The organism is Reyranella humidisoli, from assembly GCF_019039055.1.
Classification (GTDB): Bacteria; Pseudomonadota; Alphaproteobacteria; order Reyranellales; family Reyranellaceae; genus Reyranella; species Reyranella humidisoli.
Genome location: NZ_JAHOPB010000001.1, coordinates 1,971,585 through 1,991,830 on the forward strand (window position 1 = coordinate 1,971,585; position 20,246 = coordinate 1,991,830).

At 68.9% G+C, this 20,246-nt stretch carries 20 protein-coding genes and 1 riboswitch; of the genes, 10 read left to right on the forward strand and 10 right to left on the reverse strand.

The features are described from left to right. Positions 1 to 18 precede the first annotated feature (18 nt). The 6 genes from KQ910_RS09680 to KQ910_RS09705 are packed head-to-tail and all read left to right on the forward strand — an operon-like array spanning position 19 to position 6,948. Positions 19 to 603 carry a DUF3035 domain-containing protein gene (locus KQ910_RS09680; RefSeq protein WP_216958865.1) on the forward strand — a complete coding sequence of 195 codons (585 nt, stop codon included), beginning with the start codon at positions 19 to 21 and terminating at the stop codon, positions 601 to 603. 5 nt (positions 604 to 608) lie between these two features. After that, on the forward strand, positions 609 to 1,976 hold the full coding sequence (locus KQ910_RS09685; protein ID WP_216958868.1) for a M16 family metallopeptidase: 1,368 nt from the start codon (positions 609 to 611) through the stop codon (positions 1,974 to 1,976). Further along, entirely contained in the window at positions 1,973 to 3,298 is a 1,326-nt protein-coding gene (locus KQ910_RS09690; protein WP_216958871.1) for a M16 family metallopeptidase, read from the forward strand. The genes KQ910_RS09685 and KQ910_RS09690 overlap by 4 nt, the downstream gene beginning before the upstream one ends. Before the next feature lie 9 nt (positions 3,299 to 3,307). Then, on the forward strand, positions 3,308 to 4,630 hold the full coding sequence (locus KQ910_RS09695; protein ID WP_216958874.1) for a phosphoglucose isomerase-related protein: 1,323 nt from the start codon (positions 3,308 to 3,310) through the stop codon (positions 4,628 to 4,630). 12 nt (positions 4,631 to 4,642) lie between these two features. Then, complete coding sequence (mutL, locus tag KQ910_RS09700) at positions 4,643 to 6,475, forward strand: DNA mismatch repair endonuclease MutL (protein WP_216958877.1); 1,833 nt, start codon at positions 4,643 to 4,645, stop codon at positions 6,473 to 6,475. Continuing rightward, the gene (locus KQ910_RS09705; protein ID WP_216958881.1) at positions 6,472 to 6,948 is read left to right on the forward strand and encodes a hypothetical protein; all 477 of its coding nucleotides are present in this window, start codon (positions 6,472 to 6,474) and stop codon (positions 6,946 to 6,948) included. The genes mutL and KQ910_RS09705 overlap by 4 nt, the downstream gene beginning before the upstream one ends. On the opposite strand, the gene KQ910_RS09710 is transcribed toward KQ910_RS09705, so the two are convergent. From KQ910_RS09710 to KQ910_RS09730, 5 genes are all read right to left on the reverse strand, one after another. Then, complete coding sequence (locus KQ910_RS09710) at positions 6,935 to 8,332, reverse strand: MATE family efflux transporter (RefSeq protein ID WP_216958883.1); 1,398 nt, start codon at positions 8,330 to 8,332, stop codon at positions 6,935 to 6,937. The genes KQ910_RS09705 and KQ910_RS09710 overlap by 14 nt on opposite strands. 241 nt (positions 8,333 to 8,573) lie before the next feature. After that, a complete protein-coding gene (locus tag KQ910_RS09715; RefSeq protein WP_216958886.1) occupies positions 8,574 to 9,185 on the reverse strand; it encodes a histidine phosphatase family protein in 612 nt (203 codons plus the stop codon). An 11-nt stretch (positions 9,186 to 9,196) separates the two neighbouring features. Then, positions 9,197 to 9,778 carry a 16S rRNA (guanine(966)-N(2))-methyltransferase RsmD gene (rsmD, locus tag KQ910_RS09720; RefSeq protein ID WP_229600367.1) on the reverse strand — a complete coding sequence of 194 codons (582 nt, stop codon included), beginning with the start codon at positions 9,776 to 9,778 and terminating at the stop codon, positions 9,197 to 9,199. After that, positions 9,778 to 10,587, reverse strand: coding sequence for a pseudouridine synthase (locus KQ910_RS09725; RefSeq protein ID WP_216958889.1), 810 nt, complete (start codon positions 10,585 to 10,587; stop codon positions 9,778 to 9,780). The genes rsmD and KQ910_RS09725 overlap by 1 nt, the downstream gene beginning before the upstream one ends. Then, on the reverse strand, positions 10,584 to 11,300 hold the full coding sequence (locus KQ910_RS09730; RefSeq protein ID WP_216958892.1) for a gamma-glutamyl-gamma-aminobutyrate hydrolase family protein: 717 nt from the start codon (positions 11,298 to 11,300) through the stop codon (positions 10,584 to 10,586). The genes KQ910_RS09725 and KQ910_RS09730 overlap by 4 nt, the downstream gene beginning before the upstream one ends. 76 nt (positions 11,301 to 11,376) lie before the next feature. Between KQ910_RS09730 and KQ910_RS09735 the strand changes: the two genes are divergently transcribed. Then, positions 11,377 to 11,808, forward strand: coding sequence for a nucleoside deaminase (locus KQ910_RS09735; RefSeq protein WP_216958895.1), 432 nt, complete (start codon positions 11,377 to 11,379; stop codon positions 11,806 to 11,808). A gap of 21 nt (positions 11,809 to 11,829) precedes the next feature. Here KQ910_RS09735 and queG read toward each other — a convergent pair whose 3' ends face one another. Then, positions 11,830 to 13,017, reverse strand: a complete 1,188-nt coding sequence (queG, locus tag KQ910_RS09740) for a tRNA epoxyqueuosine(34) reductase QueG (RefSeq protein WP_216958898.1) — start codon at positions 13,015 to 13,017, stop codon at positions 11,830 to 11,832. After that, positions 13,017 to 13,475: a preQ(1) synthase gene (queF, locus tag KQ910_RS09745; protein WP_216958901.1), complete on the reverse strand. Its 459-nt coding sequence runs from the start codon at positions 13,473 to 13,475 to the stop codon at positions 13,017 to 13,019. The genes queG and queF overlap by 1 nt, the downstream gene beginning before the upstream one ends. 28 nt (positions 13,476 to 13,503) lie before the next feature. On the opposite strand from queF, the gene KQ910_RS09750 reads away from it, so the two are divergent. The 3 genes from KQ910_RS09750 (at position 13,504) to KQ910_RS09760 (ending at position 17,072) form a co-directional block, all read left to right on the forward strand. Continuing rightward, entirely contained in the window at positions 13,504 to 14,688 is a 1,185-nt protein-coding gene (locus tag KQ910_RS09750; RefSeq protein WP_216958904.1) for an FAD-dependent oxidoreductase, read from the forward strand. 88 nt (positions 14,689 to 14,776) lie between these two features. Then, on the forward strand, positions 14,777 to 16,372 hold the full coding sequence (locus KQ910_RS09755; RefSeq protein WP_216958908.1) for an ABC transporter substrate-binding protein: 1,596 nt from the start codon (positions 14,777 to 14,779) through the stop codon (positions 16,370 to 16,372). 43 nt (positions 16,373 to 16,415) lie between these two features. Beyond that, positions 16,416 to 16,560, forward strand: a riboswitch (FMN riboswitch). Positions 16,561 to 16,637: 77 nt separating this feature from the next. Then, on the forward strand, positions 16,638 to 17,072 hold the full coding sequence (locus tag KQ910_RS09760) for a 6,7-dimethyl-8-ribityllumazine synthase (protein WP_216958911.1): 435 nt from the start codon (positions 16,638 to 16,640) through the stop codon (positions 17,070 to 17,072). Between the two features lie 91 nt (positions 17,073 to 17,163). Here the strand turns inward: KQ910_RS09760 and KQ910_RS09765 are convergent, their stop codons facing one another. The 3 genes from KQ910_RS09765 to KQ910_RS09775 form a co-directional block, all read right to left on the reverse strand. Then, positions 17,164 to 18,252 (reverse strand): TRAP transporter substrate-binding protein, encoded by a 1,089-nt coding sequence (locus KQ910_RS09765; RefSeq protein WP_216958913.1) that lies wholly within the window; start codon positions 18,250 to 18,252, stop codon positions 17,164 to 17,166. A gap of 82 nt (positions 18,253 to 18,334) precedes the next feature. After that, positions 18,335 to 19,117, reverse strand: a complete 783-nt coding sequence (locus KQ910_RS09770; RefSeq protein WP_216958916.1) for a 3-hydroxybutyrate dehydrogenase — start codon at positions 19,115 to 19,117, stop codon at positions 18,335 to 18,337. Positions 19,118 to 19,127: 10 nt separating this feature from the next. Next, a complete protein-coding gene (locus tag KQ910_RS09775) occupies positions 19,128 to 20,153 on the reverse strand; it encodes a LacI family DNA-binding transcriptional regulator (RefSeq protein ID WP_216958918.1) in 1,026 nt (341 codons plus the stop codon). Positions 20,154 to 20,246 lie beyond the last annotated feature (93 nt).

Genomic DNA, 20,246 nt, shown 5'->3' on the forward strand with positions numbered 1-20,246 from the left:
CATTACCAAGGACGGACGATGAAACCGATTCTCCTCCCGATTCCATTGGCCCTCATGGCCTGCAGCGCGCTCGCCCTCGGCGGCTGCGGCGCCTTGGAGAACTTTGGCGGCGCCAAGAAGGTGTCGCCCGACGAGTTCAAGATCGTCTCCCATTCGCCGCTCACCATGCCGCCGAACGCCGAACTGCGGCCGCCGCGGCCGGGCGAGCCGCGCCCGCAGGAAGTGACCCCGGCCGACCAGGCCAAGGAGGCGCTGTCGCCGGCCCTTGCCGGCCGCACCCAGGCCCGCGTCAACGCCGGTCCCGACGCGGCACGGTCGGGCAGCAACTCCGAACAGGCGCTGGTTGCCCGCGCCGGGCAGGGCGGCATCGATCCCAACATCCGCGGCCAGGTCAACAAGGACACCAAGACGCTGGGCGAGAGCGACAAGTCTTTCCTCGACAGCCTGATCTTCTGGCAGAGCTCGCCGCCGTCCGGCGTGGTCGTGGATCCCAGCCTGGAACAGCAGCGCATCCGCGATTCGCAGGCAGCCGGCCAGCCGGCCTCGGGGCCGACGCCGACGATCACGCGCCGCAAGCGCGGGCTCCTCGAAGGCATCTTCTGAGTTCGATGCCGCTCCTCGGCCGCCGCGCCCTGCTCGGCGGCCTTCTTGCCGGCGCGGCGATCCCGCCCGCCCCGGCGCTTGCGAAGCTCTTCGCCGTGGGCCGACGCGACGCCGAGACGTTCACCCTCGCGAACGGCCTCCAGGCCATCGTCCTGCCGTCGCGCCGCGCGCCGATCGTCACCCAGGTCGTGGTCTACAAGGTCGGCAGCGCCGACGAGACCTTCGGCCATACGGGCGCCGCGCACTTCCTCGAGCACATGATGTTCAAGGGCACCGACAAGGTGCCGGGCGGCGAGTTCTCGCGAATCGTCTCGCGCAACGGCGGCCGCGACAACGCCTACACCACGTTCGATTCCACGGGCTATCACCAGACCATTGCGGCCGCGCAGCTCGAGCTGGTGATGCGCATGGAAGCCGACCGCATGGTCAACGTGCACGTCACCGAGCGCGAGATCGTGCCCGAGCGGCAGGTCATCCTCGAGGAACGCCGCATGCGCACCGACAACGTGCCGGCGTCGCTGCTCGACGAGGCGGTGCGCGAGCAACTCTACGGCCGCCACAAGCCCTATGCCATGCCGGTCATTGGCTATGCCGACGACATCAAGAAACTCGGCGTCAACGACCTGCTGGCCTTCTATCGCCGCCACTACGCGCCCAATAACGCGGTCCTGATCGTGGCCGGCGACACCACGGCAGAGCACGTCCGCAAGCTGGCGGAGCGATATTACGGCCCGATCGCGAGGCGTAAGACCGAACCGCGGACGCGCCCCTCTCGGGGGGGCACCGATCTGCCGCAGAAGGTGGTCCGCGCCGATGCGCGTGTCGCCGAGCCGCGCTGGTCGAGGCTGTGGCTGGCGCCGTCCTACCGTATGGGCGAGACGAAGTACGCCTATGCGCTGCAGGTGCTGGCGCGGCTGTTCGGCGGCACCGAGACCAGCCGGTTGTCGAGAGTCCTCGTGAACGAGCGCAAGGTCGGCCTGTCGGCCTATGCATCGTATGGCCCGTCGAGCCTCGGCCTGACGTCTTTCGATATCGGCGTGCATCCCGCGAAGTCGAGCAGCCTGGCCGACGTCGAGGAAGCGGTGACGTCCGAGATGAAGAAGCTGCTCGATGGCGGCGTCACGGCGGAGGAAGTCGAGCGCGCACAGAACCAGCTCCTGGCGGCCGCTATCTACTCGCAGGACTCGCTCGCCAGCGGCCCGCGCATCTACGGCACGGCACTGAGCACGGGCAGCACCGTGGCCGATGTCGATGCGTGGCCCGAGCGCATTGCCGCCGTCACGCCGGCCGATGTCGTGGCGGCCGCCCGCCATGTCTGGCGCGACGATGGCGCGGTCACCGCGCTGCTCACGCCGGCCGAGGGCAGTCGATGAAGCGGCTGCGCCCGCTCGCGGCGGCCTTCGCCGCCTGGCTCGTCCTCGTTCCGGGGATGGCGTTCGCCATCGACATCAAGCAGATCACGACGCCGCTCGGCATCAAGGCGTGGCTGGTCGAGGACAAGAGCACGCCCGTGGTGGCGCTCTCCTTCTCCTTTTCGGGCGGTACGGCCACCGATCCGGCGGGCCAGGCGGGCATCACCGAACTGATGGCGGGGCTGCTGACCGACGGCGCCGGCCCGATGGACGCCCAGGCTTTTCGCCAGCGCCAGGAAAGTGCCGCCGCGTCGCTGGGCTTCAACGCCTCGCTGGACCGGCTGACCGGCTCGCTGCGCGTGCTGTCGGCCAGCCGCGACGAGGGGTTCGAACTGCTGCGGCTGGCGCTCACCGAGCCGCGCTTCGATCCCGACATGCTGAACCAGCGCCGCGCGCAGACGCTCGCAAGCCTGAACCAGGCCGCGCAGCGTCCAGGCTCGGTGGCGAGCCGCACGCTGATGCAGACGCTGTTCGCCGGCCATCCCTATGCCGCGGATCCAGATGGCACGCCGCAGGGGCTCGCGGCGGTGACGCCCGAACTGTTGAAGAAGCGCGTCGCCGAACTCCTGCTGCGCAACAGCCTCGTCGTTGCGGCGGTGGGCGATATCGGCGAGGCGGAACTGGCACGCCAGATCGACCGCTCGTTCGGCGTGCTGCCGACCGGGACGCCACCGGCACTGCCACCGGAATGGGTGCCGCCGACGAAGCCGCGCACCGTCGTCGTCGAGCGCCCGGTGCCGCAGAGCACCGCCGTGATGGCGCTGCCCGGCATCCCGCGTGACGATCCCGAGTGGTACGCGGCGCTGGTGATGAACCACATTCTGGGCGGCGGCGGCCAGCAGTCGCGCCTGTTCAACGAGGTACGCGAGAAGCGCGGCCTGGCCTACAGCGTGTCGAGCGGCCTGCGCACCTACAAGCGCGCCGCGCTGCTGGTCATGTCGACCGGCTCGGCGAACGAGCGCGTCGCCGAGGCGCTCAAGGTGATTCGCGCCGAGATGGCGCGGATGCGCACCGACGGCGTCACCGAAGCCGAGCTCAACGACGCCAAGACCTATCTGACCGGTGCGCTGGCCCTGTCGCTCGATTCCTCGGGTTCGATCGCGGGCCTGCTCCATTCCATGCAGATCGACGGCCTCTCGCCCGATCACCTGACGCGCCGCGCGTCGTTGATCGCGGCCGTCAAGCTCGCGGACGTTCGCAAGGTTGCGCAACGTCTGCTGCGTGACGAGACACTGACCACGGTCGTGGTCGGCAAGCCGGTCGGCGTCACGCCTGAACCCTAGGGAGTTCAAATGTTCTACAGCCACGTGATCGACGATGCCCTGGAAAGCAAGGTGGGCAAGAGCGGCCTGCCGCAGGCCTCGCTCGACCGCGAACTGGCACGCGCTTCGGCTGCGCTCGACAGGTTCCGCCAGTGGAAGGCGGACGGCACCCTGCCGCTGCTCAGCCTGCCCGGCGCGCGCGACGATCTCGCGCTCCTGAAGCCGCACGCCGAGCGCTTCGCCAGGTTCGAGCACGTGATCGTGCTGGGCACCGGCGGGTCGAGCCTCGGCGGCCAGACGCTGGTCGCGCTCAAGGACCTGGGATTCGGCCCTCAGGGCGGACGCCCGAAGCTCTGGTTCATGGACAATGTCGATCCCTCGACTTTCACCGAACTGGCCGCCCGGCTGCCGCTGGCGCGCACCGGCCTGATCGTGATCTCCAAGTCCGGCACCACCGCCGAGACGCTGACGCAGTTCCTGACGCTGCTGCCTGAGTTCGAGGCGAAGGTCGGCAAGGAAAAGCTCGCCGAGCACATCGTTGCCATCACCGAGCCCAGCGACAACGCGCTCGGCCGGCTGGCCGCGCGCATCGGTTGCCCGATCCTCGACCACGATCCCAAGGTGGGCGGCCGCTTCTCCGTGCTGTCGCTGGTCGGCCTGTTGCCCGCGATGATCGCCGGCCTCGATGTCGGTGCGATCCGTGAAGGTGCGGCAAGCGTCCTCGATCCGGTGCTCGAAGCCAGCGACGCCAAGGACCTCGCGCCGGCCGTCGGTGCGGCCCTGTCGATCGGATTGGCGAAGGAACGCGGTATCGGCACGACGGTGCTGATGCCCTATTGCGACCGGCTGGGCTATTTCGGCTTCTGGTACCGCCAGCTCTGGGCGGAGAGCCTTGGCAAGGGCGGCAACGGCTCCACGCCGGTGCGCGCCATGGGCACCGTCGACCAGCACAGCCAGCTCCAGCTCTATCTCGGCGGCCCGGCGGACAAGATGTTTACGGTGCTGATCCTCGACACGGCAGGCAAGGGCACTCCGATCGCGCCGGCATCGCTGGGCGGCGACAAGACGCTCGCCTATCTCGAGAACCAGTCGCTGGGTGATCTCCTGCTGGCAGAGGCCGAGGCCACGGCCGTGACCCTGGTGAAGAACGGCCGGCCGACGCGCATCATGCGGATCGCCACACTCGACGAGCGGGTGATGGGTGCCCTGATGATGCACTACATGCTGGAGACGATGTTCGCCGCCCAGCTGCTGGGCGTCGACGCCTTCGACCAGCCGGCGGTCGAGGAGGGCAAGATCCTGACCCGCCAGTATCTCGCCGCCCGCGTATCTTCCCCGGGCGCCCGGTCGTAAAATGACGGCGCCATGAGCGCCCCCCGCACCCCGCCCAGAGCGCTGCGACGCCTTCCCTCGACGCTGGTCAACCGCATCGCCGCCGGCGAGGTGGTCGAGCGCCCGGCCAGCGCCGTGAAGGAGCTGGTTGAGAACGCGCTCGACGCCGGCGCGCGGCGCATCGCCGTGACCCTGAAGGAAGGCGGCCGCACCTTCATCTCGGTGGTCGACGACGGGATCGGCATGTCGCCCGACGAGCTGCGCCTCGCGGTCGAACGGCACTGCACCTCCAAGCTGCCCGACGACGACCTGACCGACATCCGCACGCTGGGCTTCCGCGGCGAGGCGCTGCCGTCGATCGCCTCGGTGAGCCGCTTCACCATCACCTCGCGTCCGGCCGGTGCCGATACGGCCTGGAGTCTCGAGATCGACGGCGGCGCCAAGGCCGAGCCGCGGCCCGCCGCGCATCCGCAGGGCACGCGCGTGGAGGTGCGCGAGCTGTTCTTTGCGACCCCCGCGCGGCTCAAGTTCCTGAAGGAGCCGCGCACCGAATCCGGCCACGTCGCCGACGCGATGCGCCGGCTTGCCATGGCCCATCCCGGCGTCGCCTTCCGGCTGGAAAGCGAGGAGCGTGCGCTGATCGACCTGGCGGCCGCCAGCCCGTCGCTCCTGTCGGGCGACGCCGCGCGGCTCGAACGGCTGGCCGCCATCATGGGGCGCGAGTTCGCCGACAATGCCGTGGCGATCGACGCCAACCGCGAGGGCTTCCGGCTCACCGGCTTTGCAGGGTTGCCGACGCTCAATCGCCCGACGAGCCAGCATCAGTATCTCTTCGTCAACGGCCGCCCGGTGCGCGACAAGCTGCTGGCCGGCGCGGTGCGCGGCGCCTACCAGGATTTCCTGGCGCGCGACCGCCATCCGATGGTGGCGCTGTTCCTCGAAGCGCCGCCCGAGATGGTCGACGTCAACGTCCATCCGGCCAAGACCGAGGTGCGCTTCCGCGATGCCGGCATCGTGCGCGGCATGATCGTCGGTGCCCTGCGCACCGCGCTCTCGGCGGCCGGCCATCGCGCCAGCACGACCGTGTCCGACGCGGCGCTCGGCGCGTTCCGTCCGCATACGGGTTTTGCGACGCCTCTGCCGATGGGTGGAGGCGGTTACGGCGCGGGCAATGGATATTCATCGGTGCCGCGCGGCCTGGCCGAAGCGGCGATGCAGTTCATGGCACCGCTCGATGGCCTGTCGGCGCGCGTCGAGGAGCCAGCGTCGAACATCGCTCCGGGCAACTATCCGCTGGGTGTCGCGCGCGCGCAGCTCCACGAGACCTACATCGTGGCCCAGACCGAACAGGGCGTGGTGATCGTCGACCAGCACGCCGCGCACGAGCGTCTGGTGCATGAGCGGCTGAAGACGCAGCTCGAGGCCGAGGGCGTGAAGCGGCAGGCGCTGCTGCTGCCGGAGGTCGTCGAGATCGGCGAGGATGGCGCGCGGCGCCTGACCCAGCGCGCTGCCGAACTGGCCGACATGGGGCTGGTGCTGGAGCCGTTCGGGCTCGGTGCGGTCGTGGTCCGCGAGACGCCGGCCGTGCTGGGCGAGGTCGACATCCAGGGATTGGTTCGCGATCTGGCCGACGAACTGGCCGAGATGGGCGATCATCTGTCGCTCAAGGAGAAAGTCGAGGAAGTCTGCGGGACGCTGGCCTGCCATACATCGGTGCGGGCGGGCCGCCGGCTCACGGTCGAGGAGATGAATGCCCTGCTGCGCCAGATGGAGGCGACACCGCACTCCGGGCAGTGCAATCATGGCCGACCGACCTATGTCGAACTCAAGCTGGCCGACATCGAGCGGCTGTTCGGAAGACGATGAAGAAGCTTCTCGCGCTGCTCATGATTGCCGGAACCGTCGCCACTGGGGCGTCGGCTCAGAACCGCGCCGCACCGCCGCCCTCGGTCGCGCCGCCGTCCGGCACGCCGACGCCCGCACCGGCCTCGCCGCTCGACGGGACTTGGCGCGGCACCAGCGACGGAGGCTCGTGCAATGCGCCGCTCGACTATGTGCTCACCATCGAATCGGGCTTCGTCGACGGCTCGGCCTACGACACGACCGCGCGCGGGCCGGTGCCCAATCCCAACAAATCCGCTCCGCCGCCACCCACTCCCGGCCTGTGGCAGATCCACGGCGTGGCCAAGGCGGGTGCCGCGTTCAATCTCCTGAGCCTCGCGTCGGTGAAGGGCCCCACGCACCAGCGCATGCAGCTCACCGCGCGCGGCGACGGCCAGAGCCTGGTCATAAGCGAGAACAGCGGCTGCCGCCGGACGGCGCGGCTCACCCGAAGCTGACGAGTCCCAGCCGCTCGCGTCGCAGCCAGCGGCCGATCAGCAGCAGGGCCACGACGGTGAGGCCCGTCGCCAGGCCGATCCACAGGCCGAGGCCGCCCAGCCCGCCCTGGAACGCCAGCACCACGCCCAGCAACAGGCCGATGCACCAGTAGCCGATGCCGGCATAGACCATCGGCACGCGCGTATCGTGCAGGCCGCGCAGCATGCCGGCCGCCACCGCCTGGCCGCCATCGGCCACCTGGAACAGGGCGGCGATCATCAGGAAGCCGACCGCCAGTTCGATGACGGGCGCGTTGGCCGGCGTGTCGAGATCGAGGAACACGCCGACCAGCAGGCGTGGCGCCAGCACCATCGCCAGCGCCGTCAGCGCCATGAAGCCCACGCCCATGACATACGCCGTCCAGCCGGCGCGACGGATGCTTTCCCGGTCGTGCGCGCCGAAGGCACGGCCGACGCGCACGGTCGCGGCCTGGGCGAGGCCGAGCGGCACCATGAAGGAGAGCGACGCGAGCTGCATGGCGATCGAGTGGGCGGCGAGCGCCGCCGCGCCGATCAGGCCCATCAGGAACGTCGCGCCGTTGAACACCGCTACCTCGAAGACCAGCGTCGCGCCGATCGGCAGGCCGAGATGCCACAGCTCGCGGAAGCGCGGCCAGTCGGCGCGCCAGAAGCGGCCGAACAGGTGATAGCGGCGGAACTTCCGGTCGGTGACGAGCACCGTCGCGAGAATCGCGAACATCAGGATGTCGGCGAAGGTCGTGGCGTAGCCGGCGCCCACCAGGCCGAGATTGGGGAATCCGAAATGGCCGAAGATCAGCAGCCACGCCGCCGCGGCATTGGCGACGACGCCGGCCACGCCGGCGGCGAGCGCCCACAGGGGCCGTTCCAGCGCCGAGACGAAGGCGCGCAGCACGAGGAAGAAGAAGAACGGCAGCAGCGACCATTGCAGCGCGCGGACATACTCGCTCGCCGCCTTCGCCAGCGCCGGCTCCTGGCCCAGCGCCAGCAGGATCGCCTCGCTCTGCCACAGCACGATCCAGATCGGCAGCGTGACGACCGCCGCCATCCACAGGCCCTGGCGCACCGTGCGGCGCACATCGCGCACCGAATGGCCCTTGCGGCCGAGCTCGCGCGCGATCATCGGCGCGGTGGCCGTGGTGAGGCCAAGGCCGAAGATCATCGTCGCGAAGTAGAGATTGGAGCCAAGCGCGCCGGCGGCGAGCGCGTCGGGGCCGAGCCAGCCCATCATCACCACGTCGGTCGCGGTCATCAGCGTCTGCGCGAGATTGGTGAGGATCAGCGGCCAGGCGAGCACGAGCGTCGCGCGCGCTTCGCCGCGCCATGTCGCGCGTTCCGTGCTTTCCGTCTGTGCCGTCGTTTCCATGCCGGCGCTTATAGCCGGCACACCGTTACGGTCACAGGTACGTTCAAGGCTACGTTGGAGCCTGTCCGACCGGGAAAACATCGCCCGCTCACCAACAACCACCTCACCCTGAGGAGCGCTCCGGAGGAGCGCGTCTCGAAGGGTGGGCACACGCACCGCGTCCGTTGCCCATCCTTCGAGACGGTCGCTGCGCGACCTCCTCAGGATGAGGTCGTGCGTGTCGATTTGAGACCGAAAGGCACTACAGATCGCAGGCGATGCGTTCTTCCTGACCGGCCATCAACCGGAAGAAGGCATCCTGCGGCTTCTCGAGAACGAACATGGCGCGTGCATCGAGACCGAGATTGAGGCCGCGCACGACGGCGCCGCTGACGCCATGACTCACCACCACGGTGCGCGTGCCCGACGTCGCGATCTCCGTCAGCACCGCCTCGCAGCGTCGGCGCAGATCGATATGCGTCTCGCCGCCGGGTGGGCAGTAGCCGTGCGGATCGGCGCGCCAGTCGGCGAGCGCCGTCGGATGATCGATCTCGATCTCGGCCCAGGAGAAGCCTTCCCAGGTGCCATAGGAGAGTTCGGCCAACCGGATGTCTTCCCGCCATTCGCCGAAGGCGATACCGAGTTCGCGGCCGACGATCTCCGACGTCTCGCGGGTTCGGCCGAGCGGGCTGCGCAGGAAGATCGTGGGACCGGGTTCGCGCTCGAGTTCGGCCTTCAGGGTGCGGCCCATCGCCAGCGCCTGGACGCGGCCGCGCGGCGTCAGGTCGGAATTCTTGCTGCCCTGCATGCGGCGTTCGGTGTTCCACGCGGTCTCGCCGTGCCGCAGCATGTAGAGAGGGGCCGTCAGCTTCACGGGCGCGCGCCTCACGGACCCCGCTTCAGGATCACGATCTTGGCGGCGCCATAGCGCCGCTCGTCGATCGTCTCGAAGCCGTCGGGCGCGATCATGTCCTCGTTGTGCGCGAGTTCGACCGTGACGACGCAGCCCGGCGTCATCCAGCCCGCGGCGGCCAGCGCCGCGATGGCGAGGGGCGCCTGGCCCGAGCGATAGGGCGGATCGAGGAAGACGAGATCGCAGGGCTCGCGGCAGGGCGGCGGCCGCGTCGCATCCGCGCGCACGACCTTGGCCGCGCCGGCCTCGCCCAGCTTGCGCAGGTTCTCGCCGATCGCCTTGATCGCATTGGCCTCGTTGTCGAGGAACGTCACATGGGCGGCGCCGCGCGACAGCGCCTCCAGCCCCAGCGCGCCGGAGCCGGCATAGGCGTCGAGCACGCGCGCGTCGATCAGCGGCGAGGTGCCGCCATCGTCTTCGCCGTCGCGCCAGCGCGCATGCATCAGCACGTTGAACAGCGATTCCCGGGCGCGATTGGAGGTCGGGCGCGTCGCGTCGCCCGGCGGTGTTTCGAGCATGCGCCCGCGATGCCTGCCACCGATGATCCTGATCATCAGGTCCGCCGGCGCTTGGCGTGGGGCGGGGCCGGCCGCGGTTTGGGCTTGGCCCAGCCTTCCTTGCGCGGCGGACGCTTGACGCCCAGCAGGTTCTCGAGCGCCTGCGGCGGAACCTCGTCGACGAGGCCGCGCTCCAGCTCGCCGAGATGGAAAGGCCCGAAGGCCACGCGGATCAGGCGCACCACCGGCAGTTCGAGATGGGCCAGCACGCGGCGCACCTCGCGGTTCTTGCCCTCGGTCAGCGCGATGTCGATCCAGGCGTTGGAGCGCTGCTGGCGGTCGAGGCTGGCCTGGATCGAGCCGTAGCGCACGCCCTCGATGGTGATGCCGTTGGCGAGATCGGCGAGCTTGGCCTCGTCGACATTGCCGTGCACGCGGGCGCGGTAGCGGCGCGTCCAGCCATTGGCCGGCAGTTCGAGCTGGCGCGCCAGGCCGCCGTCGTTGGTCAGCAGCAGCAGCCCTTCGGAGAAATAGTCGAGGCGGCCGATCGTGACGACGCGCGGCAGGCTCTTGGGCAGCGAGTCGAAGATGGTGCGCCGTCCCTCGGGATCGCGCGCCGTCACCATCTCGCTCGGCGGCTTGTGATAGCGCCACATGCGCGCCCGCTCGGGGGCGCCCAGCAGCTTGCCATCGACTTCGATGACGCTCTTTTCGGTGACGACGCAGGCCGGGGTCTCCAGCACCTTGCCGTCGACCTTCACGCGACCGGCCTCGATCCAGCGCTCGGCATCGCGGCGCGAGCACAGGCCGGCGCGCGCGAGGCGCTTGGCGATGCGCTCGCCTTCCTTGACGGGTGCTTCGGTCATCGTGCGGCCGCCGCTCCCAGGAAGGCGCGGAACAGTTTCGCGTCGCCTTCGGAGATCAGGAACTCGGGATGCCACTGCACGCCGATGCAGAAACGGTAGGCCGGGGCCTCGATGCCCTCGATCACGCCGTCCGGCGCGGTGGCGTTCACCACGATGCCTTCCGGCGAATCGGCGGCGGCCTGGTGATGGGCGCTGTTCACCTGCAGCTCCTCGGCGCCGACGATGCCGTGCAGCTGCGTGCCCCGGGCAACCTTCACGACATGGCCGGGCTCGTTGCGCGGATTGGGCTGCTCGTGGGCCAGCGGATCGGCGATCGTGTCAGGGATGTGCTGGATCAGCTTGCCGCCCAGCACGACGTGCAGGAGCTGCTGGCCACCGCAGATGCCCAGCACCGGCTTGTTCTGCTCGAGCGCGCCCTTGGTGACGCCGAACTCGAAGGCGGTGCGGCGGTCCTTGGTGATCACCGTCGCGTGGCGCGCGCCGCCGCCATAGTAGGAGGGATCGACGTCGAAGGCGCCGCCGGTCACGACCAGCGCATCGATGCGCTCGAGATAGTCGGCGACCCGGTCGGGCTCGTGCGGCAGCGCTATGGGCAGGCCACCCGCCGCGTCGATCGCGTCGAGGTAGTTTTGGCGCAGCGCATACCAGGGAAACTTGGAGTATCCGCCTGGCTTTTCAGCATCCAGGGTGACTCCGATCAGGGGACGGGGCATGGGGGCCAAGATACGCGCGTGCGCCGTCGCGCGCTATAGTGCGGCCACGATGCCGGATTCAGCCAAGTCGACGCCCATGGAAAGAGCCCTCGCCGCCGCCCGTGCGGCCGGCGCGCGTGGCGAGGTCCCGATCGGTTGCGTGATCGTCGGACCCGGCGGCGCGGTGCTGGCCGAGGCGGGCAATCGTACCGAGGAGCTTAAGGACCCGACCGCCCATGCCGAGCTGCTGGCGATCCGGGCCGCGGCTGCCGCGCTGGGCTCGCCGCGGCTGGTCGACTGCGATCTCTACGTCACGCTGGAGCCGTGCCCGATGTGCGCCCAGGCGATTTCCTTCGCCCGGCTGCGCCGCGTCTACTGGGGCGCGGCCGATCCCAAGGGTGGCGGCATCGAGCAGGGCCCGCGCATCTTCGACCAGCCCACCTGCCACCACCGCCCCGACCTATATCCCGGCCTCGGTGAGCGCGAGGCGGCCGAGCTGCTGCGCGCCTTCTTCCGAGAGCGGCGCTAGCCGCCTCATGTTCCTCTCCCCCTAGCGGGGGCGAGGAGTCTGAAACGGGTCAGCCCACTCCGCGCGGACGTCGGGGTCGGGCTCATCGACGCTCTGGCTACGCCGCGCCGCTTCGTCCGGCGCGAGCTGCGACAGCGCCCAGACGGCGGCGCCGCGCACCAGGGGCTGCTCGTCCTGCAGCAGCCGTTCGACCGCGGGCAGCGACTGGGCCGGCGTGCCGCTGTTGCCCAGCGCATAGGCGACGTTGCGCAGGAAGCGGTTGCGGCCGATGCGCTTCACCGCGGTGCCGGAGAAGCGTGCGCGGAAGGTCGCGTCGTCGAGCGTCGCCAGCTCGGACAGGAGCGGCGCCTGAAGCTCGGCGCGCGGCACGAACGCCGCCTCGCGCGACTGGCGGGCAAACTTGTTCCACGGGCAGGCGGCGAGGCAGTCGTCGCAGCCATAGATGCGGTTGCCCAGCGCCGCCCTGAACTCGCGATCGATCGGGCCGGCATGTTCGATGGTGAGATAGGAGATGCAGCGCCGCGCATCGAGCTGGTACGGGGCGGGGAAGGCGTCGGTCGGACACGACTCGAGGCAGGCGCGGCACTGGCCGCAATGATCGGTCTCCGGCGCGTCGGGCGGCAGTTCGACCGACAGGAGCAGTTCGCCGAGGAACAGCCAGGAGCCGAAGCGGCGCGACACCAGGTTGGTGTGCTTGCCCTGCCAGCCATGGCCCGCCTGCTGCGCGGCGAGCTTTTCCATCAGCGGCGCGGTGTCGACGAAGACTTTCAGGCTCTGGTGATAGGTGTCCCAGATGAAGCGGCCGAGCTGCTTCAGCCGGCTCTTCATCACGTCGTGATAGTCGCGGCCCTGCGCATAGACCGAGACCGCGCCGCGTTCGCGCTCCTGCAACACGTCGCGCGGATCGCTCGCCGGCCCGTAGTTCAGCGCCACGGACACGACGGTGCGCGCTTCGGGCCACAGGGTCGCGGGATCGATGCGCTGCTCGGCGCGGTCGACCAGCCAGCCCATGTCGCCCTGGAAGCCGCGTTCGAGGAACGTGGCCATCCGCTCCCTGCGCTGCTGCCGCGCCTCGGGCGACAGCTGCGCGGGCGCGAAGGCCACGGCGTCGAAGCCGAGTTCCAGCGCCTTGGCCGCGATCGCGTCCCGCAACTCGCGCGCCGTCGCCGGCTTGGGCGGCCGCTTGGGGCGGGGCGGCAGCTTGGCCATTATCCCCGGCCGCGATAGGACGCGACGCCGGTGTCGGGAAGCCACAGGCCTTTGGGCGGCAGGGCGGTCTGCCAGAACACGTCGATCGGCATGCCGCCGCGCGGATACCAGTAGCCCGCGATCCTGAGCCAGCGCGGCGCCAGCTCCTTCACCAGCCGCTTGCCGATGCCCACGGTGCAATCCTCGTGGAAAGCCGCCTCGTTGCGGAAGCTGTTGAGATAGAGCTTCAGCGACTTGCTCTCGACCAGCTTGGCGCGCGGCACGTAGTCGATCACGAGGTGCGCGAAATCGGGCTGGCCCGTCACCGGGCAGAGCGAGGTGAACTCGGGCTGCGTGAAGCGTGCGAGATAGAGCGTGCCCGGATGCGGGTTGGGCACCGTCTCGAGGAGGGCCTCGGCGGGCGAGGCGGGGAGGGGCGTCTCATGCCCGAGCTGTCGGAGTTTTGCATATTTAGCCATGCGCCCATCATATGCTAAGCGGGCCGCCATGACTCACAGGGTTGCCATTGTCGGCGCCGGCCCGTCCGGCTTCTATGCCGCGGACGGGCTGCTGCGCGGCCGGCCGGACCTCCGCATCGACATCATCGACCGCCTGCCCACGCCCTTCGGGCTGGTCCGGGCCGGCGTCGCGCCCGACCACCAGGGCACCAAGGCCGTGGTCCGCCAGTTCGACAAGCTGCTCGACCAGCCAGACGTGCGCTTCGCCGGCAATCTCGACATCGGCCGCGACCTCACCTGGGACGAGCTGGTCGAGGCCTACGACGCGGTGATCGTCGCCACCGGCATGGTGATCGACCGCAAGCTCGGCATCCCGGGCGAGGAGCTGCCGCAGGTCTGGGGCTCGTGGCGCTTCGTGGGCTGGCTGAACGGCCATCCCGATTTCCGCGAGGGCCCGGACCTCTCGGCCGTGAAATCCGTGGCGGTGATCGGCAACGGCAACGTGGCGCTCGACGTGGCGCGTCTGCTGGCCAAGACGCCGGACGAGATGGCCAAGTCCGACATCGTGCCCGAGGCGGCGGCGGCGATCGCGGCGGCGCCTCTCACGGATATCCATGTGATCGGACGGCGCGGCGCCGAACAGGCCTCCTTCACGACCAACGAGCTGGCCGAAATGGGCCGGCTGGCCCGCGCCGTGTCGGTGGCCGATGCCAGCGTGCTCGATGCCGTGGCGCCGGCCGCCGATCCCACGCCGGAGAGGCTGCGCAAGGCCAAGAACATCGAGACGCTGAAGGGCTTCGCCGCGCACAGGCCGGGCGAGAAGCCGGTGACGGTGCACTTCCGTTTCCACGCCACGCCGCTGGCGATCCGTCCGGGCGAGATCGAACTGTCGACCGGAACCATCCCCGCCGACCTCGTCGTCACCTGCATCGGCTATACCGGCGAGGCCTTTCCGGAGGCGGACGGTGTCTTCGCCGTCGGCTGGGCGCGTCGCGGTCCCAGCGGCACCATCCCGACCAACCGTGCCGACAGCCATGCCGTGGCGAAGGACGTCATCGCCTGGCTCGAGGACCGCGACCCCAAGAGTGGCCCCGACATTCTGCCGCTCGCCGTCGACGCCGAGGGCTGGCGCCGCATCGACAAGGCCGAGGTCGCCGCCGGCGCGGCGCAGGGACGGCCGCGCCTCAAGCTGGTCGACCGCCAGGCGCTTCTCGACATCGCGCAGGGCGACTGACGTTTCTTCGAGTCGACGGGGCGTCGCGCGTAGTGGCCGCGCGCCTTATTGTCGGTTCACCGGGTAAGGCAAAGGGTAAGGAGTTTTCATGCTGAACATGGGTCGTCGTTTCATCTGCGCGCTCGCCGCCGCGGCCGCGGTGGTGCCGTTCGCCGTGCCTGCGCCCGCTTCGGCGCAAGCCCCGCAGTCCGCCCTCAAGGTGGCGCTTCATTCGGATCTCAAGATCATCGATCCGATCTGGACGACGGCGCTGATCACCCAGCATCACGGCTATCTGGTCTATGACACGCTGTTCGCGCTCGACGACAAGCTGCAGGTCAAGCCGCAGATGGTCGAGAAGTGGGACACCTCGCCCGACAAGCTCACCTGGACCTTCACCCTGCGCGACGGGCTGGCCTGGCATGACGGCAAGCCGGTCACCGCAGAGGATTGCGTCGCCTCGCTCAAGCGTTGGGGCGCCAAGGATGCGATGGGCCAGAAGCTGATGTCGTACGTGTCCGAACTGTCGGCGCCCGACGACAGGACGATCAAGATGGTGCTGAAGGAGCCCTACGGTCTCGTGCTGAGCACGCTCGGCAAGCCTGGTTCCAACGTGCCGTTCATGATGCCGGCGCGGGTTGCAAGCACCGATCCCAACACGCAGATCACCGACGCCACCGGCTCCGGTCCTTTCATCTTCAAGAAGGACGAGTGGAAGCCCGGCGAGAAGGCGGTCTACGTCAAGAACACGAACTACAAGCCGCGCGCCGAACCGTCGGCCGGCCTCTCGGGCGGCAAGGTCGCCAAGGTCGACAGGATCGAATGGGTCTGGATCCCCGACACCCAGACGCAGGTCAACGCGCTGCTGAACGACGAAGTCGACATGATCGAGATCGTGCCGCCGGACCTGCTGCCGCTGATCCAGAAGGAGAAGGGCATCAAGGTCCAGGTCGTGAACCAGGCCGGCCGCCAGTACTCGATGCGCTTCAATGTGCTGCACAAGCCGTTCGACAACGCCAAGGTCCGGCAGGCCGTCCTCTACGCGCTGAACCAGAAGGACTTCCTCGACGCCAACGTCGGCAATCCCGAGTTCTACCGGGAGTGCAAGTCGCTGTTCCCCTGCGGCTCGCCGAGCGAGACGACGAAGGGCTGGGAAGACAAGCTCTCGGGCAACGCCGCCAAGGCGAAGCAGCTCCTGACCGAGGCGGGCTACGACGGCACGCCGGTCGTGCTGATGCACCAGACCGACATCGCCGGCCACAACAACCTGGCCACCGTGGCCAAGCCGCAGCTCGAGAAGGCCGGCTTCAAGGTCGACCTGCAGTCGATGGACTGGCAGACGCTGGTCGGCCGCCGCGCCAAGAAGGATGCGCTGAACGCCGGCGGCTGGAGCGCGTTCTTCACGTCCTGGGCCGCCGTCGACGTGCTCGATCCGGTGGCTGCAGCGTTCCTCAACGCGTCCTGCGAGAAGGCGACGTTCGGCTGGCCGTGCGATCCGGAACTGGAGAAGCTGCGCGACGCCTACGCCAAGGAGACCGATCCGGCGAAGCAGAAGGAGATCGCCGCGCAGGTCCAGGCCCGCGCCGCCGAGTATCCCACGCACGCGCCGCTCGGCCAGTTCACGACCCCCACCGCCGTAGGCCGCAAGGCCTCGGGCCTGCTGCCGTCGCCTGCGCTCGCGTTGTGGAACGTCGAGAAGAAGTAATGCGAGGTCACGTTGCCAGCCTTTGGGCCGGCAATTATGGTTTTGGCGTTCTCAGGGCAGGGTGAAACTCCCTACCGGCGGTATGCGGCGCGAGCCGCGAGCCCGCGAGCGCCTTCCGCAAGGAAGGGTCAGCAGATCAGGTGCGAGGCCTGAGCCGACGGTCACAGTCCGGATGAAAGAGAACGTGTGTCCCGCTGCTTCAGCAGAGCAGCGGGTCCGCGCGTGATCGCCTTGGGTGACGTGTCGTTCGCCAAAGGAGATTGCCATGACACAAGCCCGCTACGCCTTCGTCAAAGCCAGGTGGCACGCCGACATCGTCGATCGTGCGCTCGACGGATTCCTCGAATTGATTCCCCCCGCGCAGGTCGACGTGTTCGACGTGCCGGGCGCGTTCGAGCTGCCGCTGTTCTCGCGCGACCTGGCGGCGACGGGAAAGTATGCGGCTGTTGCCGCCGCCGCCTTCGTGGTCGATGGCGGGATCTATCGCCACGACTTCGTCGCCCAGGCCGTCGTCGACGGGTTGATGCGCGCCGGCATGGACACCGGTGTGCCCGTCCTGTCGGTGTCGCTGACGCCGCATCACTATCAGGAGACCGAACACCACAACGCGATCTTCCGCGCGCACTTCGTCGAGAAGGGTCGCGAAGCCGCCCGCGCGGCGCTGATGATCGGCAAGGCCCGCGCTTCCATCGCGGCCTAAGCCACCATTGTCATCCCGAACGAAGTGAGGGACCTTTCGCGGTGCCGGGCAAAGGTCCCTCGCTCACGCTCGGGATGACAATCTCCTCTCGTCAGCGGTCGCTGCGGAAGACCGCCAGATCGGCGCGGGTATCGGCGATCGAGAACCAGCGATGCTGGGTGGCGCGGAACTGGCGCCAGTTGGCCAGGATCTTCTTGAACTGCTCGTTCTGCGCCGCCTCCTCGTCGAGCACGGCTTCCAGCGCGACCCGCAGCGCCTTGATCACCTCGTCCGGCAGCACCGAGAGCTGCGTCCCGGCGGCGACCAGGCGGGCGATCGCCACGGCGTTCTTGGCGTCGTAGGAGGCCAGCATCTCGGTCATCGAGTAGCTGCAGGCGTATTTGAGGATCATCTGGTAGCGCGGCGGCAGGCTCGACCAGGCGGCCTTGCTGATCATCAGCTGGTTGACGGCCTCCAGCTCCATGACACCCGGCGTATAGTAATATTTGGCAACCTTGTTGAAGCCGAGTTTCTCGTCGTCGTAGGGGCCGACCCATTCGCAGGCGTCGAGCGTGCCACGTTCCATCGCCGGATAGATGTCGCCGCCGGCGATCTGCTGCGGCACGGCCCCGAGCTTGGCGAAGACCTTGCCGCCGAAGCCAGCGGTGCGGATCTTGAGGCCGGAGAAATCGGCCGGCGTCTTCAGCTCCTTGCGGAACCAGCCGAACATCTGGCCGCCGGTCTGGCCGGCCGGCAGGGCCACGACGTTGAAGCCGTCATAGACCTCGTCCATCAGCTTGCGGCCGTCGCCGAACATCATCCAGGCATTGTGCATGCGCGGCGTCAGGCCGAACGGCACCGAGCCGTCGAAGATGAAGCTCGGATTCTTGCCGATGTAGTAGCCGGTATAGGTGTGGCCGCATTCGACCGTGCCGTTCGACACCGCATCCAGCACCTGCAGGCCGGGCACGATTTCGCCGGCGGCGAACGGCGTCAGCGTGAACTTGCCGTCGGTCATTTCGCCCACGACCCGCGCGATCGTCGCCGAGGCGCCGAACAGCGTATCGAGGCTTTTGGGGAAGCTCGAGGTGAGTCGCCATCTCACCACCTCGTTGGTCTGCTGGCCGAAGGCCGGCGAGGCCGCCGCGACCGCAGCCAGAGAGGCTGCGACGGGGCCGAATTGTCGACGCGTGACGCTCATGGGTTTCCTCCTGTTTTTGCCTTGTTGCGCAAATTCTAGGACGGAGTCTTTGGTACCGCTACCATAAAAAACAGAAAGACGATCAGCTCGCGCTCCACCCGCCGTCGACCGGCAGCGCCGCCCCGGTGATGTCGGCGGCGCCGGGGCTGCACAGGAAGGCGGCCAGGGCGGCGACGCTTTCCATGGCCACGAAGCGGCCCGACGGCTGACGGCCGGCCATGAACCTCTCCATTGCCTGGTCGCGCGCCAGCCCCTCGGCGGCCATGAAGTCTTGCAGCCGCTGCTCGATCGCCGGGCTGGGCGAGGAGCCTGGGCAGATGGCGTTGCAGGTGATGTTGTCGCGCGCCGTCTCCAGCGCCACGGCACGGGTGAGGCCGATCAGCGCCGTCTTGGTCGTGATGTAGTCGACCCGGTTCACGCCGCCGAACAGGCCATAGACGGACGAGATGTTGAGGATGCGACCGAAGCCGCGCGCGCGCATGCCGGCGAGCACCAGGCGCGTCGTGTGGAACGCCGCCGACAGGTTCACCGCCAGGGCCCGGTCCCAGTCTTCCGGCTGGAATTTCTCGACCGGCGCGAAGTGACGGACGACCGCGTTGTTGATCAGGATGTCGACGCCACCGAATTCCCGTCCGGCGGTTTCGATCAGATCGGCGATCTGGCGCGACTCGGCGAGGTCGGCACCGTGATGCAGCGCACGGATGCCATGCTCCGCCTCGAGCGCGCTGCGCTGCGCCTCGATCTCAGCCGGATCGCCGAACCCGTTCAGCACGATGTTGCAGCCCTCGGCGGCGAGCCGCCGGGCCATTGCCTGGCCGAGCCCCTGCGTCGAGCCGGTGATGAGCGCGCATCTGCCCTTCAGCATGCCTCAATCCTCAGCTGCTCTCGCGTTGCACGATCTCGAATCCGAGATCGACCTTGATTGGTTCGGCCGGCGCGCCCTGCAGGCGGCGGACCAGCAGCTCGGCGCTGCGCTTTCCGATCTCAGGTCGTGGAATACGCAGCGTTGTCACGCTCGGAACCGCGTGCCGCAGCAGATCCACGTCGTCGAAGCTCGCGATGGCGATGCGCCCCGGCACTGCCCAGCCACGGCGCTGGCACTCGAACAGCGCCCCCACTGCCAGTACCTCGCCGGCGAAGAAACCGGCGTCGAGATCGGGATGGGCGTTTACCAGCCGCACCAGCGCATCGGCGCCCTCGCTGAAGCCGCCGGCGGCTTCGAGGACGAGACTGTCGTCCGCCGGCCGCCCGAGTTCTTTAAGCGCCGCGAAGTAGCCGCGGCGGCGCTCCTCGGAGCGGTCGTTGTCGCGCACCGGCAGGGTCACGAAGCCGATCCGGCGGTAGCCGAGACGCGCCAGGTGGAGCGTCATGGCGCGCGCGGCCTCGAAGTTCGAGTAGCTGACCGCCATGTCGAGCGGTTCGTCGGGCAGGTTGCCGGTCTCGATCACCGGCACGCCGCTGGTCTCGACCAGCTTGCGCATCCGCTTGCTGTGGACCGTGTTGTGCAGGATCAGGCCGCAGACGCGCTGGGCCAGGAAGGCCGAGACCAGCGCCTCCTCGTCCTCGAGCCGGTGGCCGCTGTCGGCGATCATCAGGTGCAGCCCGTTGGCGCGCAGCACGTCGGACGCCGCCTGGATCATGCTGGCGTAGAGCGAGTTGCGGATGCTGGGCACGACCAGCCCGACGGTGTTGGAGCGGCTCGACGAGAGGCTGCCGGCGATGCGGTTGGGCAGGTAGCCGAATTCGCGCACCGCGGCATCGACCTTGCGCCGCATCTCCTCCGACACCGCCGACGGCTGGCGCAGCGCGCGCGACACCGTCATCGGCGACACGCCGGCATGCCGGGCGATGTCGCGCATCTTCAGAGCGCTGCCCTCGCCGCGCCGTGCCTTACCACTCATCCTGCCTGCCCGTTGATGCTCTCACGCCGTAATCATATGCTGGTAACGATACCAGAAAAACGAAAGAGTGGCCGACGGCCGGAGGAAATGAGC

What these genes read in the sequence shown, in the direction of transcription:
- KQ910_RS09690 (WP_216958871.1), top strand. Translation starts at nt 1,973, where the DNA reads ATGAAGCGGCTGCGCCCGCTCGCGGCGGCCTTCGCCGCCTGGCTCGTC.
- KQ910_RS09770 (WP_216958916.1), bottom strand. Translation starts at nt 19,117, where the DNA reads ATGCTGAAGGGCAGATGCGCGCTCATCACCGGCTCGACGCAGGGGCTC.
- KQ910_RS09685 (WP_216958868.1), top strand. Translation starts at nt 609, where the DNA reads ATGCCGCTCCTCGGCCGCCGCGCCCTGCTCGGCGGCCTTCTTGCCGGC.
- KQ910_RS09710 (WP_216958883.1), bottom strand. Translation starts at nt 8,332, where the DNA reads ATGGAAACGACGGCACAGACGGAAAGCACGGAACGCGCGACATGGCGC.
- KQ910_RS09765 (WP_216958913.1), bottom strand. Translation starts at nt 18,252, where the DNA reads ATGAGCGTCACGCGTCGACAATTCGGCCCCGTCGCAGCCTCTCTGGCT.
- KQ910_RS09755 (WP_216958908.1), top strand. Translation starts at nt 14,777, where the DNA reads ATGCTGAACATGGGTCGTCGTTTCATCTGCGCGCTCGCCGCCGCGGCC.
- rsmD (WP_229600367.1), bottom strand. Translation starts at nt 9,778, where the DNA reads ATGATCAGGATCATCGGTGGCAGGCATCGCGGGCGCATGCTCGAAACA.
- KQ910_RS09725 (WP_216958889.1), bottom strand. Translation starts at nt 10,587, where the DNA reads ATGACCGAAGCACCCGTCAAGGAAGGCGAGCGCATCGCCAAGCGCCTC.
- KQ910_RS09760 (WP_216958911.1), top strand. Translation starts at nt 16,638, where the DNA reads ATGACACAAGCCCGCTACGCCTTCGTCAAAGCCAGGTGGCACGCCGAC.
- KQ910_RS09730 (WP_216958892.1), bottom strand. Translation starts at nt 11,300, where the DNA reads ATGCCCCGTCCCCTGATCGGAGTCACCCTGGATGCTGAAAAGCCAGGC.
- KQ910_RS09735 (WP_216958895.1), top strand. Translation starts at nt 11,377, where the DNA reads ATGGAAAGAGCCCTCGCCGCCGCCCGTGCGGCCGGCGCGCGTGGCGAG.
- queG (WP_216958898.1), bottom strand. Translation starts at nt 13,017, where the DNA reads ATGGCCAAGCTGCCGCCCCGCCCCAAGCGGCCGCCCAAGCCGGCGACG.
- KQ910_RS09695 (WP_216958874.1), top strand. Translation starts at nt 3,308, where the DNA reads ATGTTCTACAGCCACGTGATCGACGATGCCCTGGAAAGCAAGGTGGGC.
- KQ910_RS09750 (WP_216958904.1), top strand. Translation starts at nt 13,504, where the DNA reads ATGACTCACAGGGTTGCCATTGTCGGCGCCGGCCCGTCCGGCTTCTAT.
- mutL (WP_216958877.1), top strand. Translation starts at nt 4,643, where the DNA reads ATGAGCGCCCCCCGCACCCCGCCCAGAGCGCTGCGACGCCTTCCCTCG.
- KQ910_RS09680 (WP_216958865.1), top strand. Translation starts at nt 19, where the DNA reads ATGAAACCGATTCTCCTCCCGATTCCATTGGCCCTCATGGCCTGCAGC.
- KQ910_RS09775 (WP_216958918.1), bottom strand. Translation starts at nt 20,153, where the DNA reads ATGAGTGGTAAGGCACGGCGCGGCGAGGGCAGCGCTCTGAAGATGCGC.
- queF (WP_216958901.1), bottom strand. Translation starts at nt 13,475, where the DNA reads ATGGCTAAATATGCAAAACTCCGACAGCTCGGGCATGAGACGCCCCTC.
- KQ910_RS09705 (WP_216958881.1), top strand. Translation starts at nt 6,472, where the DNA reads ATGAAGAAGCTTCTCGCGCTGCTCATGATTGCCGGAACCGTCGCCACT.